Raw genomic sequence first — 22,454 nt, 5'->3', positions numbered from 1 at the left:
GCGCCGCAACCGGGCCAGCCCACGGCGCTTAGAGGGCGTCTGCCGGTTGCTGGCCGAGAGCCGGTCGGATGACGCGGGCGTCGGTCACGATGCCGGTAATCAGCGCTGCTGGGGTGACATCGAAGGCGGGGTTGAGGGATGTTGTCTCGGCAGGAGACATCCGCTTGCCGTTGATCGTGACAACCTCGTCGGTTCCACGGTCTTCGATCGTGATCAGATCGCCGGACGCGGTCTCCACGTCGATCGTGGATTCGGGGGCAACAACGATGAAAGGGATCCCGGCGTACTGCGCGCCAAGAGCAATCGAGAACGTACCGATCTTATTCGCACTGTCGCCGTTTGCCGCGATACGGTCCGCGCCAACGAGGATGGCGTCGATGCCGCCCTGCGAGGTGATGAAGTTTGCCGCCGAGTCAACAACCGTCTGGTGTGGTGCCCCCATCTTGGCGAGTTCCCAGGCCGTGAGCCGTGCGCCTTGGAAGAGCGGACGGGTTTCGCAGGCGATGACGTTGGTGAGGTCTCCGCGGCGGAAGACCTCGGCGATCACGCCGAGGGCTGTGCCTCCCTCAACTGCCGCGAGCGAGCCGGTGTTGCAGATCGTCATGAGGGTGAGGCCCTCGTTGATCTTCTCCGGCAACAGCTCCGCGAGCAGGTTGTAGCCCTTTTCGGCCATCCGCTGTGACCCGAGGATATCTTCGTCGCGAACGGCGATGGCCTCCGTGAGTACCGCGTCAAAGCCTTGGTCGAATGACCGCATGACCCTGTCGACGCCCCAGGCGAGGTTGACCGCCGTTGGTCGGGCTTCGCGGAGGCGGGCGATTTCTTCTGTTGCGGTTTCTGCCGAGCCGTTTTGCAGTGCAAGCGCTGCGCCCATTGCGCCCGCTACTCCGAGGGCTGGGGCGCCGCGTACGGCGAGTCGGCTGATCGCGTCGATGAGCTGATCGACCGTGCGAATCTCAAGAACAATTTCATCGTTCGGGAGGCGGGTTTGGTCGAGGAGCCTGATCCACGAGGGGTTGGGAGCTGACTCCGACACCCAATCAATTGCTCTCACTAATACAATCCTTACTACGTGTTGTGGCTACAGTTAGGTAGCTGCATTGGCGGGGTTGGCCTCGCCGTTGAATTAGGTTGTCAGACAACGGACAAGGTGTCAAGACTCGCATGGTAACGAAAAAATCACGGCCCGGACTTTCCGAGGAAATCGTGCAAACGCTCAAATCTCGAATCCACGATTCCGAGTACCTGCCGGGCTCCCGCCTGCCAACTGAAGCCCAACTCTGCGACGAGTTCGCGGTGTCGCGGGCGACCGTTCGCTCGGCGATCAAGGAGCTGGATGTGCTTGGTCTTGTTCAGACCAAACACGGCCTTGGCACCTACGTTCGCTCAACCCCGCAGGTGCGCGACGGCCTCGAACGGATGGGCTCAATCTCCGATTCCATTCGTTCAAGCGGAAAGATTCCAGGAATGGAATATGCCAGGCGGAACGTGCGCGAGGTGCATCCAAGCGAGGCGGAAATCATGCAGGTTCCTGCCGGAATCAAGGTGCTTGAGCTGCACCGAAAGATCATGGCCGACCACGAGGTTGTTGCCTATTCTTTTGACCTCATCCCCATGTCGATTTTTCCCGACGACTTCGATCCAGAGACCCTGAGCGGCTCGATCTTCGCGTACTTCGAGGATCAGCTTGGGTTGCATCCGACGCTCGGAATCGCCGAAGTGCACGCCGTTGAGTCAAAGAAAATTGGTTGGGGTGAGGGCAGTAGCCAGCACACGCTCTTCCTCTTGCTTGACCAGCTGCAGTACACCGAAGATGGCATCCTGGTTGGCTACTCAAAGAGCTACTTTGTTGAGGGCAACTACTCATTCCTGCTCAAGCGCACGATGGGCCCCGGCCTCCTCTAGCGCTTGCCTGTTGTTCCTCGACGCTCATCCCTTCGCCGCTGTTTGCGAAAATATGGCGGCCGAAGCGCAACGAGCGGCGAATGGATGCGTGCACAACGGTCGGTCACGAGCGGAATACGGGTGTGCCAGATGCCTTCCGCACGCTACGCTCGTATCGGAGGTTGATTTCCTATGCCCGTCGGTCCCGTCATCGTTCGAGTTACTCTTCCTGCCGCGCGCGAGACCGTGTGGCAGGCGCTGGTTGAGCCGCAGCGTACGGCAATCTGGTGGCCCGATCTGCAGATTGATGCTGTCATTGGCGGCGGTGTCGCAGAAATCTGGGCCGAGGCCGATAGCGAGCGCCACGCGACGGGTGCCGTCGATATCGTCATCCCTGGGCATTCACTCGGCTTCAACTGGCAAGAACTCGGCGATGCCTATGCAACCTCGGTGCTGCTTGTCATTCGCACCGATGGTGAGCGCAGCATCCTGACGGTCACCGAAACTGGGCTCGATTCACTGGAACACGCAAACCGCAGGGCCATGGAATACCACGAGGGCTGGGAGTACCACCTCGAAGACCTGCGTGCGTATCTCGCTGGGGAGCTCGCCGAATAATTCCGGTTGGCGATGGGCAAATCGTTGGCAACGTTGCGCGATCGTGACGGTTAATCACCGTATTTTCGACCTACCCGCAATTCCCAAGCTAGGGTTAAACGCGTGTATCGTCACGCAGCGCCGTGACAGTGCACGTACTGGGGTCACCGCCAACAACGTAGGGATTTACTGAATGGACAACCACACACCCGATCTTCTGAGGGAAGCCGCCGATCCGGCGACGTCGCAAGAGCGACTTGCCGAGATCGCCGCGACGCACCCTGAAGCTCAGGCCGCCGTCGCGGCGAACCCGGCTTGTTACCCGGGTCTCCTCGACTGGATCGCCCAGGTCGGAGACCAAGCAGCGAAGGATGCCGTCGCTCGCGTGCGCGCGGAGAGCGCGCCTCAGTCGCCCGCAAGCGTCCCGGCCCCGCCCGCCAATGTTCCGGCCCCGCCCGCAAGCGTTCCAGCGCCGCCCGCAAGCGTTCCTGCCCCGCCAGTTGCTGCTCCCGCTGCGCCAACGGAGGCACCACTGCCGCCCGCCGAGGCTGTTCCCGCGCCTCCGGTCGCTGACCAAGCCTCCGTGCCGGCTCCTCCAGTCGATGTGCCGGCCGCACCAGCCGATGTTCCTGCCCCGCCCGCAGTAGCTCCCGCTCAGCCACTCGGCGCCCCTGCACTTCCTCTCGATGCGCCAGCCACCCAAGATACCGCCGCTCAGCCGACGGCGCAGTACACGCAGCCGGTGCCACCGTCAGAACTGCCTACGCAGCAGCTGCCTCACCTCCCAGCCGATGCGCAAACGGCTCAGCAGGGCATGCACGGCCAAGCTGAGCAACCAGCGCAGGCGAACCAATTCGCTCAACCTGGCGCAGGCGGCCCTGTGCCTCCGTACGGTGCGCCGGGTGCCGCGGCCGCGGCATCCCCTGCCCCGCGTAAGCGCAAAAAGGGCCTCATCATTGGCCTCATCGCCGGCGCCCTCGTGCTGTTGCTTGGTGGCGGCGGACTCGCCTACGCCCTGATTTTCTCGAAGATTGGGGGAGCGTCCTCTCCCGTTGGTGCCGTCGAGAAGCTATTCGGGTCGGTCTCGAACGTTGACTTGTTGTCGGCATACGGTTCGCTTGCCCCGTCGGAGATTAGCGCGTTCCAATCGTCGCTTGATCGACTCCAAGAAGTTGAGGTTGGTGAAGATGACAAGCAAAAGGAACTCACTGAGCTCCTCACAAAGATTACCGATACGGTCGAGGTCAAGTTTGACGGCCTGAAGTTTGAGACTGAGACCATCGACGAGGGCATCGAACTCGTGACGATCACCGACGGAACCCTCGAGGTTTCTGGCGACCCAGATCAGGTAACCGACGCCGTTATGGAGTTTGTGTCTCTTCAGGCCGATAGCCTCGAATCCTCGCTTGGCGAGTATGACGAAGACGAGACTCGGGATCAGGTCCAGGACTTCCTCGACGACGAGCTTCCCTTCGAGATCAGCGTTGAAGACATTAGCGACGAGCTCGGTTTTGACCCGGTCTTCATGACGGTGAAGGAGGGCGGCTCGTGGTTCGTGAGCCCGATGCTGACCGGTGCAGAGTACGTGTACCAGGGCACCGACCTCATTAGCGAAGAAGAGCGCGGCACCATGCCGTCGGCAAAGGACGTTGAGAAGTACGACTCTCCAGAGGCGGCAGCTGAGGGCCTCACCGATGCCGTCATCGACACGTTTGAGAACGCCGACATCGATTCGCTTGTTGCCTCCTTGCCGCTCGCCGAACGTCGCCTCGTCGCGATTTACGGCCCGCCGATGCTAGCAGAAGCAGAGGGGTTCCCCCTCGATGCGAGCGTCACGCCCGGCTTCACGAGTGATATCGATGGGGACAGGGCTGAGCTTCAGTTTGAAGACTTCAGCATCTCCTCCGACAGTGAATACTCCGAGTTCAACCTTTCGCTAACCGGCGTCTGCGCGGAGATTTCTACTGAATACAGCGACGAGGAATACTGCCTCACCGACAACGAGTTTGACCCGATGTCAAAGCTTGGCGTTGAGGAATGGCACCTCACCGCGGTGAAGCAGGACGGCGGTTGGTTCCTCAGCCCCGTTGCGACGGTCTCCGATATCTCGGCCATTGTTTCGGCCAAGATTGCCGAATACTCGAAGGACGGATCGCTCGAGAAGCTCTTCGCCTAGCGAGAGATCCTGACTCGATCAAACGGCGGGTGGACTCCTTTTGGAGCCCACCCGCCGTTTCTTGTTGTGTGAGGCGTGGCGCTTGCGTCCTTGCGTCCTTGCGTCCTTGCGTCCTCGTGCGTCTTGTCGCCGCCAATGAGCAGGGCTCTGCACCAGCGCCCTGCTGCGGGGGATACCCGGCCAAAGCGCATGGGTGCCCCAGTGTGCCCCCAATCGTTGGACACATCCGGTGATGCCTCGAAGCCGTGCCGGTACACAAAAAGCGGGCGGACCCCCGAAGGGATCCGCCCGCTGTTCTGAGCCGAAGGATGCGCTAGGCGCGGTGCACTCCAGCTACGTTGCGAAGGATGCCGGTGCGGCCATCCTCGTGGCGAACAACAAGCGCGTCGCCGCGGTCTTCGGTCGCAAGAATCCAACCGCCTGGCAGGGCAGCGAAGAGGACGGCGCCCGTGAGCTCGTCGACAACGTCGCGCTGCTCTGGGACGGCAATCCAGAAGGCCTGCGCTGCCGGTGCTGGCGTCGCGTTGGCAGGTGCTGCCTCGTGTTGAGGGGCGGCAGGTGCGGTCGGAATCGACGGTGCTGCCTGAACATCAGGCTGTGCGCCAAAGGCAGGGGCGAACTGGCCGGTTGCCTGGTTGTAGGCGCCGGTCTGGTTCTGATCTGCCGGTGCCTGCTGCGCGTATCCGCCAACGGGTCCCGTCTGGTTTGGTGCGTAGGCACCAGGCTGGGCGTACTGCTGCTGGGGAACAACGCGCGCGGGGAGCGGCTGCACCGGACGAGCAATCGGGTGAGCAACAACCTCGTTGCGCGAGGTGAACTCGGCTTTGAACACGGGGATGAAATACGAGAAGACCGTGAGGGCAAGGGCAACGAGGCTGAAAATAAGGCCAAGAATGGTGCCGATACCGACGTCGACGCTCGCAGCGGCGAGCGAGAAGATCATCTTCAGGTAGTACACGCTCAGCACAACGCTGATGACCGATGCGAACTGGTCAACGCTGAGCGACCCAAGACGCAGCGGCGTCGCAGGGGCCAAGCGGCGCATGAGCAGCAGGGCTGCAACAGCCAGTGGCAGCACACCGATTGCGATTCCGGTGATGAATCCATCAGACCACACCGTTGCCGACACGCTGAAGCCGGAGTATCCGGCCGTCATGAGTGGCAGGAACGAGTTTACAAACAGGAAAACGCCTACAACGATGACAATGAGTTCGCGCAGGGTGAATGGACCGACCGCAATTGGCCCCGCCGAGGGGGAGTGGCCGGTTGCGCCGGGCGTAACCGGTGCTTGAGGCTGGCCCTGGTATGGGTATTGAGCTGACATGAGGATGAGCCTTTCCGTGGCTGTTCCGGGTGGATGTTGGCCTTCACTACCGATAGTACGTTTGGTATGAGGGCCGCGACTAGGGCTTGTGCCTTGGCTTAGTTGGCGACTCGGGCAGCGATGTCGCTGCGATAGTGGCTGCCTTCGAGGTGGATGAGTCCGATTGCTTGGTACGCGCGATCGCGTGCTTCGCTAAAGTTCTGACCGGTTGCCACAACGCTGAGTACCCGGCCGCCAGTGGCGATCATCGCCCCTTCGTTATCCGTCGCGGTCGCCGCGTGCACGATCTGGACTCCTGGAACCGCTGCAGCCGCATCCAGCCCAGTGATTGGGCGCCCGGTAACAGGGGCCTCCGGGTAGTTTTCGCTCGCGAGGACAACCGTCACGGCAACGTCGTCTGAGAACGATGGTGCGGGTTGCGAGGCCAAGTTTCCAGTTGCGGCCGCGTAGAGCAGTCCGCTGAGTGGCGTTTGGAGTCGGGGAAGAACTACCTGCGTCTCCGGGTCGCCAAAACGGGCGTTGAATTCGATGACGCGGACGCCCTTGCTTGTCATGATGAGACCGCAGTAGAGCAGGCCAACAAACGGCGTCCCCTCGCTGGCAAGCTGGCGGATCGTCGGAACGGCAACGCTGTTCACAACCTCGTCAACAAAACCGGCTGGGAGCCACGGGAGGGGTGAATACGCGCCCATGCCACCAGTGTTTGGGCCGGCATCCCCGTCGCCGAGTCGTTTGTAGTCTTGGGCGGGGGAGAGCGGAAGCACGTTTTCGCCATCAGACAGCAAGAACAGTGAGACCTCTTGGCCGTCAAGAAACTCCTCGATAAGCACCTCGCCCCGTGAAATCCAGTTATTGACGTGGTCGAGGGCGGCGGCGCGGTCTTCAGTGACCAAAACGCCCTTACCAGCGGCAAGACCGTCGGCCTTCACAACGTAGGGTGCACCGAAGGCGTCGAGGGTTGCTTCTGCCGTTGCCTGGTCGGTGATTGACTGGGCGCGTCCGGTTGGCACCTGCGCGGCATCCATGATGCGCTTCGCGAACGCCTTGCTGCCTTCGAGGGCTGCTGCAGCCTTGCTTGGACCAAAGACCGGGATGCGGTGCTTGCGCAGCGGGTCAGCAACTCCAGCAACCAGGGGTGCCTCAGGCCCGATCACAACAAGGTCAACCTCTTCGGCGAGGGCAAACTCGGTGACAAGCTTTGGGTTATTCGCGTCAAGCGCAATGGTCGTTACATCTGCAGCGATGCCGGCGTTGCCTGGCGCGCAGATGATGTCGTGGCCGGCATCCTCGGCGAGTAGGGCCAAAATGATGGCGTGTTCACGGGCTCCGGGGCCAAGCACAAGAATTTTCACTCCCTCAGCCTATTCGATAGAGCGGTTCCGCGCAGAAAAGAGCGTTGTAAGTCGGCGCTGGCCGCCAGATCTCGGCCATAGTATGGGGTCATGGCAAAGCGTGAGATTAGTTCGGCCGACGGTTCGGCGGCCCTCGTCGCGGTTCAGGGTGGCAACGCCACGCGATTGCAGACGGCGACCGCGGTTCGGTTCACGCTCCAGGTGCTCGCGAACACGGCACCAGGCAACACCGTCGAGGTGAGGGTTCCGCCGTTTGGCGCGGTGCAGTGCGTTGAGGGGCCGAGGCATACGCGGGGCACCCCGCCAAACGTGGTCGAGATGGATGCGCCGACCTGGCTCGCATTATGGGCCGGCGAACTTGACTGGGTCGACGCCGTTGCTGACGCGCGTGTGCACGCATCCGGCCTCCGCGCCGACCTGAGCGACTACCTACCAGGGGTGCTCCCGGCCTGACCTGCGGGGATAGCCCACGGCGAGCGTGCAGTGCGCCGGCGAGCACTCTCCTCAACGGCCGCTCTTGTGCCACTCGAGCGAGCGGCGTCGAGCACGTGAGATACCTGCGACAATAGAAGGTATGACTACGCCACTGCCCGAAGAACCCGTTGTGCCAGCAGACAAGCCCCTTGGTGGCCCTGCGAACGGTGCAGCCGCTCCGGCAGTGAGCGACGCAACCGTTGATCCTGCGGCTGGCGCGAATGCGACATCCGTTCCCGAAACCACGGTGCAGACGGTTGAGGAGCAGGTTGTTCTTCAGCGTTCAGTTCGTTACCCGCGCCTGATGATTACCGGCCTCGTTGTCGGTGCGGTGCTTGGCGCCATCGTCACGCTGTTCTTCCCGGTGAGTGATGACTACACAATCTGGCAGGTCATGGGGTTCATCGCGCTTGTTGGCGCAACCCTCGGCCTTGCGCTCGGTGCGGTGCTTGCCCTCATTCTTGACAAGATTGTTTCTCGCAAGCGCGGAACCGCGACGGCCGTGCGGATTATTACGCACGACGCCGACTAGCAGCGATACGATTCGGTAGAGCCCGCTCTGGCTGAGTCAGCCCACGCTTAACTGACAGGGCCGGCAGGATTTCTCCCGCCGACCGTGTGAGTGCTGACCGTATGAGTGCTGTTGGCGTCCCGTCGTTCCTGTAGTCGGACAGCGGAGGCTGGCCTAGCTCTGCTGGTTTGCCTCAACCCACTGCAGGTACTCTTCCGTGATGTTTCCGGCAGGGTACTCGCCAGTGAAGCAGCTGGTCTCAAGCTCGGTCACCTTGCTTTGGCCCTCGAGGATAGCCTTCGACATGTCTTCTACCTCTTGGTAGATGAGGTGGTCGCTGCCCATCTCGCGGTTGATCTCTGGGATCTTGCGGCCGAAGGCAATGAGCTCGTGGCGCGACGGCATGTTGATGCCGTAGACGTGGGGGAACCGAACGGGAGGAGCGGCTGAGGCGAACGTCACCTTGTTGGCGCCGGCAGAGCGGGCCATCTCGATGATCTCTTTTGACGTGGTGCCGCGCACGATCGAGTCGTCGACGATGAGCACATTTTTGCCCTTGAACTCAACCCCCATGGCGTTGAGCTTCTGGCGGACCGACTTCTTACGAACGGCCTGGCCAGGCATGATGAAGGTGCGGCCAACGTAGCGGTTCTTGAAGAATCCCTCGCGGTAGTCAACGCCAAGCTTCTGGGCGACCTGCATTGCTGAGGGGCGCGCGGAATCGGGGATAGGCATGACAACGTCGATGTCACCGAGCGGCGCGTAGTTCGCAACCGTGTCTGCGAGGTAGTTTCCCATGCGAAGGCGAGCGTCGTACACCGAGATGCCGTCGAGGGTCGAGTCGGGACGTGCAAGGTAGACGTACTCAAACGAACACGGGATCAGGCGAGGGTTCTTCGCGCACTGGCGGGAGTAGATCTCGCCGTTGGTGGTGATGAAAACGGCCTCGCCGGGAGCGATGTCTCGCACGATCTCGTATCCGCCGGACTCAAGGACCAGCGATTCTGAGGCAACAATGTAGTCGTCGCCAACCATGCCGTGCTGCTTCTTGCCGAGCACGAGGGGGCGGATGCCGTTTGGGTCGCGGAACGCGAGGAGTCCATGCCCTGCAATCATTGCGATAACGGCGTAGGAACCCTGGATGCGCTCGTTGACATTCTCAACCGCGGTGAAGACCTGGTCTGGGTCGAGGTCGAGGCCTGAGACCTGCGACTGCAACTCGGTAGCGAGCACGTTGAGCAGGAGCTCGGTGTCGGAGTGGGTGTTGAGATGGCGACGGTCAACATTGAACAGGTCGCTCGTCAGCTCGCGCGTGTTCGTCAGGTTTCCGTTGTGCACAAGGATGATGCCGTATGGTGCGTTCACATAGAACGGCTGGGCCTCTTCTTCTGCGGATGCCTGGCCAGACGTCGCGTAGCGCACGTGGCCGAGCCCCATGTTGCCGGCAAGGCTGCGCATGTCGCGCGTACGGTACGCCTCGCGTACCTGGCCTTTGGCCTTCACCTGGTGGAAGACGCTGCCGTCGGCAGTCGCGATTCCGGTGGAGTCCTGGCCTCTGTGCTGCAGTAGCAAGAGGCTGTCGTAGATTTGCTGGTTGACGGGATCCGATGAGACGATGCCGACGATGCCACACATATGTGCAAGAACTCCTGAAGTTCGAGGGTGAGTAGGTGTCCATCATCGCACATTAGACGGCTGCAATTGACCAAAAATTAAGGTCGTCTCACAGTCGGTTCCCATGCTCGCTGGCTTTCCCTCAGGGCGTTATTGGCCTCACCGCCGAGACCGAGTTGGTCGGGCTGCTCAGAATCAAGCCAGCTCGTGTTCCCTCTGGAATATTCGGAGCGCGTGACGGGTTGCACTGGCCATGACTATGACCGAATGTTCTGCGAGCACAGCCCAATCGGTTCTTGCGCCGTCTCTCCCTGCCCGTTCCGAGCAATCCGGTCCCAGCGGTGTCCATGCTTCGGCGATTATCCGGGTGCTGAGTGGCATTGATGCAGAAGTGCTTCAGCAGCATCGTTCGACGATGAGATCAACAGACGTGATTGCAGTTTCCCAAGACTGCGTCACCCTCGTCTACATCATTGCCGGCGCGATGAGCGTTGATTCATATGGAGAACAGACGGAATACTCTGCGGGAGACGCACTGCTTTTTACCGGCCGGCAGCGTCACTCGATACTGACTTCGGATCACGCGTTCATCTTGGTCTCCACGTTGCGGTTTACCGAGGCTGCAGCCCACCTGCTCGAACTACTCCCCGATATCCTCAACGTCCGTAACCTGGCAGCGGACGAACCCGCGGTTGCTGCGCTCGCGTCTCAACTTGGGCCAACGCTTGGTCACGGCGGAAACGACCAATATGACCAGTTGGGAAGTTCGATTGTCTGCCGGATGATGGCGAACACGGTGCTGGTCTCGATCATCCGGGCCTGGGTGCTTCGCGGCTGCGCACCATCGAACTGGCCCTCACGAACAAACGACCCGTTCTTCGATCGTGTTGTTGAAGCCATCCACGCAGACCCGGGTGCGGAATGGAGTCTTGAGAGGCTCGCGCAAGTCAGCGCGATGTCACGTTCGGCATTTGCGGCACGTTTTCGGGCGGCCACTGGGACCTCGCCGGCAAGTTACGTCACTGGGGTTCGGATTCGTTCTGCGCAGGAATTGCTCGCAAGCGGACTTGGGATTTCAGACGTATCTCGCGCAATTGGCTATGAATCAGACGATGGGTTTAGCCGCGCGTTTCGGCGGTATGTTGGAAAGACACCCTCTGCTTGGCGTTTGGATGCCAAGAAGAGGGCGTCGGCAAGCGCGATTCTCTAGGCGTTACCGCGTCGAGCTGAAATGGTGTCAGAGATCCCAAACTGGAGCGAGCCGAGCAGCAGTAAGGCCGCGCCAGTAATAAAGACCGGAACGATTCCGAGCGCGTCGACGAGGACTCCGCCAACCGCCGCCGCAAGTACAATGCCGGCCTGGAATCCGACGACGATCAGGCTTCCTCCTGCTTCCAGCTGATGTGGCAGGCGATGCCCCACCCACGTGTTTGCGATGAGTATCCACGAGGCAAAGAAGAATCCCCAGGCAAAGACCGCTACGCCAGTTGCCCACGGCGAGCCAGAAACGGTTGAGACGACAAGCAGGAGCACGGCGATGATCAACGGCGTGATGACGGCGAGCAGCCGGTAACGGCGATCCACGATGAGCCCAATGACTGCGTTGCCAATGAGGCCGCCGAGCCCGAACGCTGCCAGCAACAGAACAATCGTGTCGGCGTGAATTGCCACCCCGCCATCGGTCACGCGTTCCAGCGCGACACGAATGTAGGCATACGCGAGAAAGTGCCCGGCGACCACGAGCATGTTTGCGACGACGCCGATCCCAATCCCTGGGTGGCGGAGGGCTGCGAAAAGCGCAGAAAACTGCGTTGAGGTTGCCGCTGGAACAGGAGGGAGCAGGAGTCGCAGCAGCACAGCAAGCAGTCCGCTGAGCGCTGCAATCACTACGAATACTCCCCGCCAGCCAACCAGCTCGCCCAACATCACGCCGAGCGGTACCCCTGCCATCGTGGCAAGCGAGACTCCTGCTGCGTTAAACATCACCGCGCGGCCGAGCCGTTTGGGCCCGGCAATACGCGAGGCGACCGCAATCGACATCGTCCAGAATCCCGAAATCGCTACGCCAAGCAGGAGCCGAGCGATGATCACCAGCAGAAGCGACGGCGCGATCGCGACCAAGATGTTTGAGACGGCAGCTGCAACCGCCATCCACACGAGTAGCGAGCGGCGGTCGAGTCGAGGAAACACGACGCCGATGGTTGGCGCAGCCAGCAAGCCAGCAAAAGCTGTAACCGAAACCATCTGGCCCGCCTGGCCTGTCGTGACGTTGAGGCCATCGGCGATTCGGGTCAGCATGCCGCTGGGAAGGAACTCTGCCGTAACCAGAAAGAAGCTCATCAGCATCATGGTGATCAGCGCGCCGTAGGGAAGCCGCTGTGGGTATTGGGAATCCAGCTTCTGATCGATTGGTTGAATTGGCACGGGGGCGGTAGTTGTCATGGCTCTATGGTTGTTGTGTTCGGTGGCTGTTACCCGACCCGCCGTCCCAAGCTTCCTACCGATGGTCCAGCGTCGTTGGCGTTGCACGAGTTCAGGATTCGGAGGATATGGCTCTGCAACCAGATTGTTCTTGGCGGCGGCAACACCGCGATCTTGCTAGTCTTGACGGGTGACTGAGAATCCGTCGATTTATGCCCAGGCCGGGGTGGACACCGCCGCCGGAGACATTGCCGTTGAGCTGATGAAAAGTGCTGTGGCAAAAACCCACGGTCCAGAGGTAATGGGCGGGGTTGGCGGCTTCGCCGGCCTGTTCGACGCCTCAGCCCTCAAGAGCTACGATCGCCCGCTGCTTGCGACCTCAACCGACGGCGTCGGCACAAAGGTTGCTATTGCTCAGGCCATCGATAAGCACGACACCATTGGCCAAGACCTCGTCGGCATGGTTGTGGACGACATTGTTGTTGTTGGAGCGAAGCCGCTCGTCATGACCGATTACATTGCCTGCGGCAAGGTTGTTCCAGAGCGCATCGCCGATATCGTTCGTGGCATCGCGCGCGCGTGTGAAGAGACAGGAACCGCCCTCGTTGGCGGGGAGACCGCCGAGCATCCCGGCCTTCTCAAAGCTGACGAATACGACGTGGCTGGTGCGGCCGTCGGCGTTGTTGAAGCCGACAAGCTCCTCGGGCCCCAGCGGGTTACCAACGGCGACGTTGTGATCGCGCTCGCGGCCTCAGGCTTCCACTCCAACGGCTACTCGCTCGTGCGCCACATCCTGGCCCGCAACGACGTGCTCTACACCGACCACTCCAACGAACTGGGCGGAACCTACGGCGAGGTCCTGCTTGAGCCGACTCGTTTGTACACCATGCCACTCCTCGAGATCCTTGCCGATCCTCAGCTTGGGCATGGCATTCACGCCCTGAGTCACGTCACCGGCGGCGGCATCGCGGCGAACCTCGCGCGCGTGCTTCCCGAGGGGTCCTGGAGCGAGGTTGATCGCACGAGCTGGTCCCCACTTCCTGTCTTCCGTCACCTCACTGAGCTCGGCGGGCACACGCTTGAGAGCGCAGAGGGTGCCTGGAACCTCGGTATCGGAATGTTTGTAATCGCTTCGAGCGACTCGGCAAAGGGCATCATCGATGCGCTCAACGCCAAGGGCATCGAATCGTGGGTTACCGGACGCGTCTCCACTGAAGCCCGCGACTTTGTCGGCTTCGAGCAGGGCGCAAAGGGTATCAACGGCGGGGCCGTTCGCCTCACCGGAGCGTACGCCAACTAACCGCATCCGTTTGGGAGTTTCTGCGCAATATCCCAGGATTTGCTGCAGAAACTCCCAAATAGATGCAGGTGCTGAACAGCGCGGGGCTTCGAGGAGTCCTTTGGGCGTCAACGCACAAAACGGCTGGGCGAAGCCAAGCCGTTTTGAGAGGTGAACTGGGTCGCCACAAAAATGGGTCGAAACAGAAACCGATGAAGGATTACTAGTCTTCGTCGGTGTTGTACTTATCGGCGTATTCAGCCCACGCGTCTGAGTCGTTTTCAGTGCTCGCAGCTTTCGCTGTGAGCTCACGTTCAAGGTCGGTGTAGTTCGTATCAGGGCTGAAGTACTTCAGCTCACGAGCCACTTTGGTGTGCTTCGCCTTTTGACGGCCGCGCCCCATGCGAGACCCCCCTTACAGTGTCGGGCTTCGCGGGAAATGGGCCGCGAGGCAATGGTGCTAATGAGGGACAAAATCAACTTACAGCCTATCACGAGCGAGGGCGTTCAAACGCCTGTTGCAGGCTCTTGACAGTTATATGACGGCGGGGTTATCTTTTTGGGCCGCAAGATGCCGAGAGCCGCATGCGAATCTCCTGCGTACGCGGGGTCCTGGCAAGCGAAAACGGTAGGCTGGACGGTGAACCCCACGGAGGACAGCACATGGCACGATCGCGACGTTTTGTACGTTGGATACTGTGGGCACTCATGGGCATTGCGGCCGTCAGTCTTGTGCTTGCCGCCATCGTCGTGATCCCTATCGTGACGCATACCGATGCCGGGCCAGCGACGCCAGCGCCGACCGCTTCCGATCCCTCCACCGCCTCAAGCACGGGGCCAGATGGTCGGACGCGAACGCTCTCCGTTTTTGAAGAAGACGGCGTCACTCCCGCCGACCTGAGCGCGGTGAAAGCCGGAGACAGATTTGTCGTTAAAGGTAGCGGCTTCGACTCAAGCTACGGCGTGTATGTCGCCGTGTGTGAAGATCCTGGCGACCCGCTTGTGAAACCATCGCCGTGTATCGGCGGGATCCCAGAGGATGCCACCGATGGGAAAGACCCAGACGCGCCAGATACCCATGAGTTCCTTGAGACCACGTGGATCAGTGACAACTGGGCTTGGCGCGCCTTTGCCACACGGGGCTATGACAACTCCGAGGCGGGGGAGTTCACCGCGTATCTGACGATTCCCGCATCGTCCACTGATCTTATTGATTGCACAACAACCGAGTGCGCCATTGTCTCTCGAAACGATCACACCGCGGCCAACGACCGCGTTCAGGACCTCCTCGTGCCGATCCGCTTCGCTTCGTAGAGTGTGTTCCCCGCAGGGGAGCCATCGGCGAACTATCTCCGCAGGACTTCCTCAATCTGCGGGCCAATATTCAGGCGTGAGATAATCGGCGAGTGTTCCTACTTTCTGTGGCAAGTCTCAAAAACAGGGCGCTGATCGCCCTTATTACGATCGTTGTTGCCATTTTTGGTGGCATAGCGCTCACGGGCCTCAAGCAAGAGCTCGCACCTTCCGTGCAGTTTCCAACCCTTGCGATTGTCACGCAGTACCAAGGGGCGGCACCTGAGGTTGTCAATGAAGACGTCTCAACACCCATCGAGACGGCCATCCAGGGTGTTCCTGATCTTGAATCAACATCGGCGACGTCATCCACCGGTTCATCCGTGGTTTCTGCCACGTTCACGTACGGCACGAATTTGGCCACCGCCGAACAGAAAATCATGCAGGCACTCAACCGGATCAGCTCGCGCCTGCCAAATGGGGCGGACCCTCAGGTTATCGCCGGAAATTTTGACGACTTTCCCGTTATGCAGATCGCGGTCACGAGCGATGATGGCGCGAGCACCGAGGCGCTTGCTGAGACGCTTCGGCAGACCGTTATCCCCGAACTCGCAGATATTAACGGCGTGCGCGAGGCTGCCCTTGTTGGTGACCCAGGCAGACGAGTCACGATAACGCCCGATCCGGTCAAGCTTGCTGCTGCCGGATTGAGCAGCCAAGCAATCTCGGCTGCCCTGCAGAGCAACGGAACGCTCTTTGGCGCGGGGACAATTACCGAAGACAATCAGACGCTCGCCGTGCAGGCAGGCTCCCAGCTCGATGACGTGTCACAAATCGAATCGCTTCCTCTGATTGCTTCCCAAGGCCTGAGCGGTCAGTCACTTGGACAGGAGGCAGCGCAGGCGCCCGGTATTCCCGGTATCAGCTCGACTGAAGTCGCCCCCGTGACCATTGGCGATGTTGCCACGGTTGTGCTTGAGAATAATCCGGTCAATTCCATCTCCCGTGTTGACGGGAAGCCCGCACTCTCGATCTCGGTTACCAAGTCCCAAGGGGCGAACACGGTCGAGGTATCCACCGCGGTTCGAGAGGCCCTCCCCGAGCTTGCCAAAACAGCCAAGGCGGTGACCTTCACCGTCGTGTTCGATCAGGCTCCGTACATTCAAAACTCGATCGAGACGCTTGCGATTGAGGGTCTGCTTGGGCTCGTCTTTGCCGTGCTCATTATTCTCGTTTTCCTGTTTTCTATCAGGGCGACGCTGGTCACCGCCATCTCAATCCCCACGTCAGTGCTGATCACGTTCCTTGGCCTCCAAGCGGCCGACTACACGCTGAATATCTTGACGCTTGGCGCACTCACGATAGCCATTGGTCGTGTTGTCGACGACTCCATCGTTGTGATCGAGAACATCACTCGGCACCTGCGCGACGGCGACAATCGAGAACAATCGATAGTCGCGGCCGTGCGCGAAGTCGCGGGCGCCATTACCGCCTCAACAGTGACAACGGTTGCCGTCTTTCTGCCAATCGCTTTTGTCGCGGGTATGACGGGCGAGCTTTTCCGCCCGTTTGCCATGACCGTTACGATTGCGCTACTCGCTTCCCTGCTGGTGTCGCTCACGATTGTGCCGGTCCTTGCCTACTGGTTCCTCAAGCCAGAGCGACGTCGCAAGCCGCAGGCGCATCCGGCACATGCAAACGACGATGAGCGCCCAACAAGGTTGCAGCGGGCCTATGACCCCGTTATCCACTGGACTCTCCGCAAACCCGTGGTCACCCTCCTGCTTGCGGTGCTTGTCCTCGTTGGCACATTTGGTCTTGCGCCGTTCATGAAAACCAACTTTCTTGGGAGCGACGGACAGAACACCCTTGGGGTAACGCAGACGCTTGAGCCCGGTGCAAGTCTTGAGCAGAAATCAGAAGCAGCGGCACGGGTTGAACAGGAACTGCTCGATATTGATGGTGTGACAACCGTTCAGCTCACGATCACCAACGGGGCGAGTTCTCTTGGCGCGCTCTTTGGCGGCGGAGGGGGCGACGGTCAAATCTCGTTCTCTATTACAACTGACGAAGACGCCAACCAAGAAGCGCTCCAAGACACTGTTCGGCAGCGGCTTGACGCCCTCAACGACGTTGGCGAAATTGCATTGAACGCCAGCGGTGGCGGATTTGGGGCCTCGTCCTCAATCAGTATTGATATCACCTCCCCAAACCAAAAGGAGCTTGCTTTGGCTTCTGAGGCGGTAGTGAAAAAGCTCAAGACCTTTGACAGCTTTCAGCAGGTTGAGAGCAATATTACGAGTTCTCGGCCGTATATAGCGGTGACGGCCAACCGCGATGTTGCGGCTGAGGCCGGTCTGTCAGAGGCCGCGCTGAGCCAGATCGTTGCCCAGACGATGCAGCCAGCTGCCATCGGTTCTATCGTTCTCGATAACTCAACCGTAACGGTGTACGTGGCAACCGAGGCGCCTCCTGCAACGCTCGAAGAGCTGTCAGCGCTTGGCGTGCCAACGGCTGCAGGCATCGTGCCGCTCAACTCGCTCGCGACCGTTGAGATTGTTGACGGGCCTGTCTCGATTACCACGGTCAAGGGTGCCAGGTCGGCAACCGTTGATGCTGAGCCAGCCGGGGACGACCTTGGCACTGCTACGGCCGATGCCAACACTGCTCTGGCAGAAGTCGATCTGCCGAGCGGGGTCACGGCCAAGATCGGAGGGGCAGCCTCCGATCAGGCCGATGCATTCTCGCAACTCGGGCTCGCGCTGCTTGCCGCGATCCTGATCGTTTATATTGTGATGGTTGCAACGTTCAAGAGTCTGCTTCAGCCGCTCATCTTGTTGGTCTCGGTGCCGTTTGCCGCGACCGGAGCCATTCTGTTGCAGGTGCTGACCGGCATTCCGCTTGGTGTCGCATCGCTCATCGGTGTGCTTATGCTTATCGGTATTGTCGTGACCAATGCGATTGTCCTTGTTGACCTCGTTAACCAGTATCGAGCTCGGGGAATGTCCGTTCGCGAGGCCGTTGAGAAGGGTGCGTCTCGCAGGCTCCGTCCTATCCTGATGACGGCTCTTGCAACGATTTTTGCGCTCACCCCGATGGCCATTGGCCTGACCGGGCACGGCGGCTTCATTTCACAACCACTTGCCGTTGTTGTGATTGGGGGGCTTATCTCGTCAACCGTGCTCACGCTGATTGTGCTCCCAACGCTCTATTTTGCTGTGGAGAACCGTCGAGAGAACCGCCGGCTTCGTCGGGCTGCCCTCCGAGACGCAGGAGAACATAACGAGCTGAGGCTCGCCGACTCATCTTCGATCGACGGCTAACGGTCTTTGAGCGGTTGTCACGGCCTGCGGGCATGTTTGATGCCATTCGGGTGTTTGTCATGCCATTCGAATGCTAACGACGGCCTTCGGGTGGTCGTGACGGTGACCATCAACGTGCGTTGACCGCTCGATATCTCCACGCCATGGGTTTGCCACTTGGGCTCGACGTTTCGAAATAGCAAGAAATTTTGGTCACATTCCTCAAATTTTTTCTGACACCGCTCTGTCGCAATATGGGGTACGCAGGTTCCGTCAGATCGCGACAACGTTGTACCCAGTGGTCGCGGAGTCAATCGATTCACGTGAGAATCCGTGCGACAGCCATGCATCGCAGAACCAAAGGAACCTAATCGTTTGGGAGCCTGATGATCAGGGAGTTTTGTGTCGAATTGGCCCGAGTCTTTCGTTGTCTCAGAAAAAACCCCAGGTCAAGCTTTTAATTTGCGTACGCCAGTATCGCATTATGAATCTTGCAGTGAGTACGGTCGGTTCAAAAACCGCGTATCCCTCAATTGCGACAAACGGCGGTCGAATGTCGTCGTTTTACCTGACTCCGTAGGTGCAAAAATAAGTCGTCAAACGTCAGATGTCTGGCTTTTACAAAAACCCTCGGTCCAATAAAAAACCGCGGAATCTATTCGATCTGAAGCGCTCGACAGGCCTTCTGAAGTGTGTCTATTCTTTGATCACACGCTCGGGGGAGCGTGAGAGGGACGGCAACAGTGCCGTACTTTTTGGGGGAGGGAACCAGTCACATGAACCGTTTTTGGGTTACGCGACGTTCACTTCGGAACGGTGGCACCGATGCCAACGAACCGAAGCGACCCGCTGTGGCAAAACACCACCGCTCAGCACGGCGGCAGAGCGCTTCATCGCACCGGACCTTCCGTTCGGCAGCGGTGATTGTCGTTTCTACCGCTCTGATGCTGTCACCGTTCAACGGTGTGCTCGGCGCAGCGAATGCTGCCAACCAGGCTCAAATCGTCAACGTCAATTGGTCGACTGACGGCGACCCCGGCACGGCGACGGATACGCAGAGCCAGCAGCGCACCGCACCTGCAGAGGTTGCTCCAGAGCCAACGCCTCCGGCTCCCGCTGACCCAGCCCCGGTCGTGCCGAACCCGGCGCCAACGGTGACTGAGCCAGTTACCCCAGATCCGGTTGTGCCTGACCCCGTGGTCACCGACCCGGCTACGCCAGACCCCACCGTGACGGAACCGGCCGTTCCTGAGCCCGAAGTGACTGATCCAGCAACACCGACCCCAGAGGTCACAACACCAGCGCCAAAGGCGAGCAAACTGGCAGCTGCGAGTGACGTGGTAGCCGCTTTGGCCGCACCGAACACCGCAGAAGTGATTATCAAGGTTGGTAGCGATCGCTCTGGCCTTGCAGGAGTGACCAACCTTGCCGGCGTCAAACTTGGTCTGTTCGCGAACGCAAGCAATGCTGGCGCGACGCCGGTTGCCGAGTGTACGTCAAACGCCGCAGGTGAGTGTATCGCGGTAGTGACCGGTATCACCTCGTCAAACGGACGCGCAGGGCTCTACGTGCGGGAGATTACTCCGGCTCCCGGCTACTTCTCCAACACCGTTCTTCGCACTGGTGACTACCAAGGCTCGACGAACAACTCAACGGCCTACCAGTTCCGCACCCCGACACTTTTCTCGGCGCAGACGTACCGGTCGGATATTTCTACCGCGAACGGTTTCATGCTCGGCACAGGAAACAATAACTACAGTGCATCGGGTGGTATCTGGCAGAACTCCAGGAACAACCCTGCGCTCGTCGGAAAATGCGGGTTGAACGTTGCGCTTCTCATCGACCTCTCGGCGTCGATCGGACCGCAGATTGGCAACCTCAAAGCGGCGGCCAAGAAGCTCACCGGAGCGCTCAAAGGCAGCCCCTCGCAAATTGCCGTCTATACCTTCTCCGACAGTGTGCCTGCCCCAGGGGGCGGAACGCTCGGACTGACCTCGGTTGCTGGCTCAACAACGACGGTTGATAACTTTATCGACGGGTTGAGCGACGGCGGAGGAACGAACTGGGACAGGGGGCTTTCCCAAATCGCACAATCGGGTGTGACCTATGACGCAGTCATTATGCTCACAGACGGTAACCCGAACGTATACGCAAACGAAACGCTGGACAGCGTGGGAACGAACACCCGCCTCCGGTCAGTGGAAGCCGCTATCTTCTCGGCCAACGCGATCAAAGCGCAGGGCACTCGAGTGATCGCAATGGGAGTTGGGTCCGGTGTGAGTGCAGCGGCTGCGGCCTACAACCTGCGAGCCGTTTCCGGTTCGACCGCCTACAACGCAGGAGCTGGCAACTCGGCAACCGCGGATTACTACCAGACGGCCAACTACCAAGTAGCAGGTGATGCGCTGAAAGCGCTGGCCGAAACCAACTGTAAAGGTTCTCTCTCGGTTGTGAAGATGAAGGTTCCATTCGGGAACGCTCCCGGTGACCTGACCGGGGCGACGAGTGGAGGCTCCGGCTGGACATTCACCGCAGCATCCGGAACATCAGGAGTCGGCGTTGATACTCCCGTACAAACGACCAACCAGACCGGAGCCGTGAACTACGCTCTCTCGTACACGAGCCCCGTGACCTCTGGAAGCGTGACAGTGACCGAGACGCAGCAGGCACCGTACGTGTACATCACGACCAAGTGTGTGTTCACCTCTGGCACAGGAACTCCAACGTTTAGCGATACCGCGGCTCAGAATAAGTTCACGGTCACGGTACCAAGTAGCCAGGGCGTGAGCTGTACCGTCTATAACAAAGAGCCGGCCCCTGTCGTGCCCATTACAATCCACAAGGAATGGGTGCTGAACAATGGCGCTCCCGTCGCGAACTCGGCGTTCAACCTTCCCGGTGTGAGTGCTTCCGGATCAGTGAACGGCAACGGACTGGCCTGGGACGCGTCAACAACGGCACAGGTCGGATCAACGGTGAAGGTCAACGAGACCAGGAGCATCGTTGGACTCCCGCTCTGTACCTGGAGCGGTAACGGGCTCATCACCAAGGTAAACGGCCAGGTGCTTGCGACGCCGCTTGCACTCGACAGCTCGCAGACAGTGACGGCCGCAATGGACATCACCGTGACAAACAAGATCACGTGTGACACCAAGCTCACCCTCGCCAAGGTTGTCGCGAATGGTCCGGCAAACCCCGCAAACTGGAACCTCACCGCCTACACCCCGGCCGGAGCGCCGGCTGGCACAAAGACGGGGCCGGTAGGGGCGACCGGGTCTGCGGCTGCCACAGCATCCGTGACTCCAGGAATCCAGTACGAACTCGCTGAGGGCGGCCCCAACGCCGATCCACGCTACAAGCAAGTTGATAACCGATCAATTCCGCTGCAAGCACCCCAGTCAACCGGTAGCTGGACCTGTATCCCGCTCAACGCTGACGGGTCAGAACAGGGTGGTAGCTCTGGTGGTCTCAACGGATGGGTCAATGTTCCTCTCGGAACCTGGGTCAAGTGTTCGGCAGTCAACGAGACGGCAAGCCTGACCGTGATCAAAGAGGTCAAGAACGGCACCGTCGGAACGGCTGTTCCAAGCAACTGGACGCTCACCTCAACCCCAACAGGCACGGTGCCTGCTGGGCTGACGGCAAACAGTGACCCGGGTTCCGCGACGGGAGTGTCACACTTCGTCCGCCCTGGTCAGGGCTACAAGATCACCGAGTCAACCGGCCCGGCCAAGTACACACTCAATAGCATCGCGTGTAATACCGGCCCAGAAGGTGAGATGGTCTCGGTGCCAACCGGCAATATCTCGGTCCCAGCTCAGGGCAACGTGACCTGCGTGGTCACCAACGTCTTCACCGGTCTCAAGATCGAGAAGCAGGCCTGGAACGTCTCAACACCCTGGCAGGGAAGCTACCCGCCAGCCAACACTGAGCTCCCAGCAGGATCGCCGGTACCGTCAGGCAACACCATCACCTGGACCTACACCGTGACGAATACCGGTGGTGGAACGGTGAACGGAATCACCGTTGTTGATAATAAGCTCCCGGCCGCGTCGGTGACCTGTCCAAAGACTTCGCTAGCGAGCGGTGAAGTCATGATCTGTACGGCAAGTGGGGCGCTGAACCTCGGCATCCCACCCGTAACGCCACCTTAGCTTTCAATGGCGTACCTTCCCCCCACTTACAACAGCAGGTGAGGCCTCGTTTGAGGTCCCCAAAACAGGAAGA

General features: G+C 60.1%; 16 protein-coding genes. 10 read left to right on the top strand and 6 right to left on the bottom strand.

Annotated features, from left to right (window positions below; translation table 11 throughout):
* Positions 1-28 precede the first annotated feature (28 nt).
* On the bottom strand, positions 29-1,054 hold the full coding sequence (mtnA, locus tag FHX76_RS08835; protein ID WP_341777900.1) for an S-methyl-5-thioribose-1-phosphate isomerase: 1,026 nt from the start codon (positions 1,052-1,054) through the stop codon (positions 29-31).
* Positions 1,055-1,164: 110 nt separating this feature from the next.
* On the opposite strand from mtnA, the gene FHX76_RS08830 reads away from it, so the two are divergent.
* The 3 genes from FHX76_RS08830 (at position 1,165) to FHX76_RS16365 (ending at position 4,657) form a co-directional block, all read left to right on the top strand.
* A complete protein-coding gene (locus FHX76_RS08830; RefSeq protein ID WP_167149909.1) occupies positions 1,165-1,905 on the top strand; it encodes a GntR family transcriptional regulator in 741 nt (246 codons plus the stop codon).
* Between the two features lie 171 nt (positions 1,906-2,076).
* Positions 2,077-2,502, top strand: coding sequence for an SRPBCC family protein (locus tag FHX76_RS08825; protein WP_167149907.1), 426 nt, complete (start codon positions 2,077-2,079; stop codon positions 2,500-2,502).
* 172 nt (positions 2,503-2,674) lie between these two features.
* The gene (locus tag FHX76_RS16365) at positions 2,675-4,657 is read left to right on the top strand and encodes a variant leucine-rich repeat-containing protein (RefSeq protein WP_243848598.1); all 1,983 of its coding nucleotides are present in this window, start codon (positions 2,675-2,677) and stop codon (positions 4,655-4,657) included.
* Positions 4,658-4,970: 313 nt separating this feature from the next.
* Here the strand turns inward: FHX76_RS16365 and FHX76_RS08815 are convergent, their stop codons facing one another.
* On the bottom strand, positions 4,971-5,981 hold the full coding sequence (locus tag FHX76_RS08815) for a hypothetical protein (RefSeq protein ID WP_167149905.1): 1,011 nt from the start codon (positions 5,979-5,981) through the stop codon (positions 4,971-4,973).
* A gap of 98 nt (positions 5,982-6,079) precedes the next feature.
* A complete protein-coding gene (gene purD, locus FHX76_RS08810) occupies positions 6,080-7,333 on the bottom strand; it encodes a phosphoribosylamine--glycine ligase (protein WP_167149903.1) in 1,254 nt (417 codons plus the stop codon).
* A 90-nt stretch (positions 7,334-7,423) separates the two neighbouring features.
* Between purD and FHX76_RS08805 the strand changes: the two genes are divergently transcribed.
* Together FHX76_RS08805 and FHX76_RS08800 are read left to right on the top strand one after the other, a co-directional pair.
* Positions 7,424-7,786 carry a sterol carrier family protein gene (locus FHX76_RS08805; RefSeq protein ID WP_167149901.1) on the top strand — a complete coding sequence of 121 codons (363 nt, stop codon included), beginning with the start codon at positions 7,424-7,426 and terminating at the stop codon, positions 7,784-7,786.
* A 121-nt stretch (positions 7,787-7,907) separates the two neighbouring features.
* Positions 7,908-8,339 carry an MFS transporter gene (locus tag FHX76_RS08800; protein WP_167149899.1) on the top strand — a complete coding sequence of 144 codons (432 nt, stop codon included), beginning with the start codon at positions 7,908-7,910 and terminating at the stop codon, positions 8,337-8,339.
* A gap of 153 nt (positions 8,340-8,492) precedes the next feature.
* Here the strand turns inward: FHX76_RS08800 and purF are convergent, their stop codons facing one another.
* The gene (gene purF / locus FHX76_RS08795; protein WP_167149897.1) at positions 8,493-9,953 is read right to left on the bottom strand and encodes an amidophosphoribosyltransferase; all 1,461 of its coding nucleotides are present in this window, start codon (positions 9,951-9,953) and stop codon (positions 8,493-8,495) included.
* Positions 9,954-10,347: 394 nt separating this feature from the next.
* Here purF and FHX76_RS08790 point away from each other — a divergent pair, with 394 nt between their 5' ends.
* A complete protein-coding gene (locus FHX76_RS08790) occupies positions 10,348-11,142 on the top strand; it encodes a helix-turn-helix domain-containing protein (protein ID WP_167149895.1) in 795 nt (264 codons plus the stop codon).
* On the opposite strand, the gene FHX76_RS08785 is transcribed toward FHX76_RS08790, so the two are convergent.
* The gene (locus tag FHX76_RS08785) at positions 11,139-12,374 is read right to left on the bottom strand and encodes an MFS transporter (RefSeq protein WP_167149893.1); all 1,236 of its coding nucleotides are present in this window, start codon (positions 12,372-12,374) and stop codon (positions 11,139-11,141) included. The genes FHX76_RS08790 and FHX76_RS08785 overlap by 4 nt on opposite strands.
* A 169-nt stretch (positions 12,375-12,543) precedes the next feature.
* Here FHX76_RS08785 and purM point away from each other — a divergent pair, with 169 nt between their 5' ends.
* A complete protein-coding gene (gene purM / locus FHX76_RS08780) occupies positions 12,544-13,653 on the top strand; it encodes a phosphoribosylformylglycinamidine cyclo-ligase (protein WP_167149891.1) in 1,110 nt (369 codons plus the stop codon).
* A gap of 202 nt (positions 13,654-13,855) precedes the next feature.
* Here the strand turns inward: purM and FHX76_RS08775 are convergent, their stop codons facing one another.
* A complete protein-coding gene (locus FHX76_RS08775) occupies positions 13,856-14,035 on the bottom strand; it encodes a DUF3073 domain-containing protein (RefSeq protein ID WP_167149889.1) in 180 nt (59 codons plus the stop codon).
* Between the two features lie 260 nt (positions 14,036-14,295).
* Between FHX76_RS08775 and FHX76_RS08770 the strand changes: the two genes are divergently transcribed.
* The 3 genes from FHX76_RS08770 (at position 14,296) to FHX76_RS16730 (ending at position 22,381) form a co-directional block, all read left to right on the top strand.
* Positions 14,296-14,946: a hypothetical protein gene (locus tag FHX76_RS08770; protein WP_167149887.1), complete on the top strand. Its 651-nt coding sequence runs from the start codon at positions 14,296-14,298 to the stop codon at positions 14,944-14,946.
* Between the two features lie 92 nt (positions 14,947-15,038).
* On the top strand, positions 15,039-18,248 hold the full coding sequence (locus FHX76_RS08765) for an efflux RND transporter permease subunit (protein ID WP_167149885.1): 3,210 nt from the start codon (positions 15,039-15,041) through the stop codon (positions 18,246-18,248).
* 830 nt (positions 18,249-19,078) lie between these two features.
* On the top strand, positions 19,079-22,381 hold the full coding sequence (locus tag FHX76_RS16730; protein WP_167149883.1) for a DUF7507 domain-containing protein: 3,303 nt from the start codon (positions 19,079-19,081) through the stop codon (positions 22,379-22,381).
* Positions 22,382-22,454: the final 73 nt, after the last annotated feature.

It is taken from the genome of Lysinibacter cavernae, from assembly GCF_011758565.1.
In the GTDB taxonomy this organism is placed as follows: domain Bacteria; phylum Actinomycetota; class Actinomycetes; order Actinomycetales; family Microbacteriaceae; genus Lysinibacter; species Lysinibacter cavernae.
Note: the sequence above shows the minus strand (reverse complement) of the source record. Positions and strands in the feature narration are given on the sequence as shown.

Bases quoted from the DNA above. Each gene is read 5' to 3' on its own strand.
- FHX76_RS08830 (WP_167149909.1), top strand. From the start codon at position 1,165: ATGGTAACGAAAAAATCACGGCCCGGACTTTCCGAGGAAATCGTGCAA.
- FHX76_RS08825 (WP_167149907.1), top strand. From the start codon at position 2,077: ATGCCCGTCGGTCCCGTCATCGTTCGAGTTACTCTTCCTGCCGCGCGC.
- FHX76_RS16365 (WP_243848598.1), top strand. From the start codon at position 2,675: ATGGACAACCACACACCCGATCTTCTGAGGGAAGCCGCCGATCCGGCG.
- FHX76_RS08815 (WP_167149905.1), bottom strand. From the start codon at position 5,981: ATGTCAGCTCAATACCCATACCAGGGCCAGCCTCAAGCACCGGTTACG.
- FHX76_RS08805 (WP_167149901.1), top strand. From the start codon at position 7,424: ATGGCAAAGCGTGAGATTAGTTCGGCCGACGGTTCGGCGGCCCTCGTC.
- FHX76_RS08800 (WP_167149899.1), top strand. From the start codon at position 7,908: ATGACTACGCCACTGCCCGAAGAACCCGTTGTGCCAGCAGACAAGCCC.
- purF (WP_167149897.1), bottom strand. From the start codon at position 9,953: ATGTGTGGCATCGTCGGCATCGTCTCATCGGATCCCGTCAACCAGCAA.
- FHX76_RS08790 (WP_167149895.1), top strand. From the start codon at position 10,348: ATGAGATCAACAGACGTGATTGCAGTTTCCCAAGACTGCGTCACCCTC.
- FHX76_RS08785 (WP_167149893.1), bottom strand. From the start codon at position 12,374: ATGACAACTACCGCCCCCGTGCCAATTCAACCAATCGATCAGAAGCTG.
- FHX76_RS08775 (WP_167149889.1), bottom strand. From the start codon at position 14,035: ATGGGGCGCGGCCGTCAAAAGGCGAAGCACACCAAAGTGGCTCGTGAG.
- FHX76_RS08770 (WP_167149887.1), top strand. From the start codon at position 14,296: ATGGCACGATCGCGACGTTTTGTACGTTGGATACTGTGGGCACTCATG.